Here is a 361-nt window from a genome sequence, read left to right as displayed (position 1 = left end):
AGAGAACTTCGCCGATGTGGTGCTCTCTGAAACGGGAGGGCGAGGGGTCGATGTGACCTTGGACTTCATAGGAAAACCCTACCTGGATGGCAACACAAAGGCCGCGGCTATGGATGGATCCGCGGCGAGAGCGTCTGGGCGGAGAAGATGGAACCCTTCGCTGCAGATTTTTCCTCGGTAGACCACGCTGCGATAGCTCGCGCTTATGGGCTTGCTGCCTTCCGGCCGGTTCCCGCAGCGGAGCTGTATTGGCACAAACCGAGGGGCACTTATCTTCATGACCACCGGCTGCGAGGAATTCTTTATAATCCTCTTTATCTCGGAGATCAAACGGTCTGCCCATTAATTTCGTTTGTATATC

Annotated in this window: 2 protein-coding genes; both read left to right on the top strand. The window is 54.8% G+C overall.

What is annotated here, in order from left to right:
* Window positions 1-181 (top strand): hypothetical protein (locus EZM41_RS14110; RefSeq protein WP_232619419.1); only part of this gene is annotated, 181 nt, incomplete at its 5' end.
* Window positions 148-361 (top strand): hypothetical protein (locus EZM41_RS14105; protein WP_232619418.1); only part of this gene is annotated, 214 nt, incomplete at its 3' end. The genes EZM41_RS14110 and EZM41_RS14105, both read left to right, overlap by 34 nt.

It is taken from the genome of Acetomicrobium sp. S15 = DSM 107314, from assembly GCF_016125955.1.
GTDB classification, from domain to species: Bacteria; Synergistota; Synergistia; order Synergistales; family Thermosynergistaceae; genus Thermosynergistes; species Thermosynergistes pyruvativorans.
The sequence above is the reverse complement of the archived record's forward strand: the minus strand, read 5'-3'. Positions and strand labels throughout refer to the sequence as shown.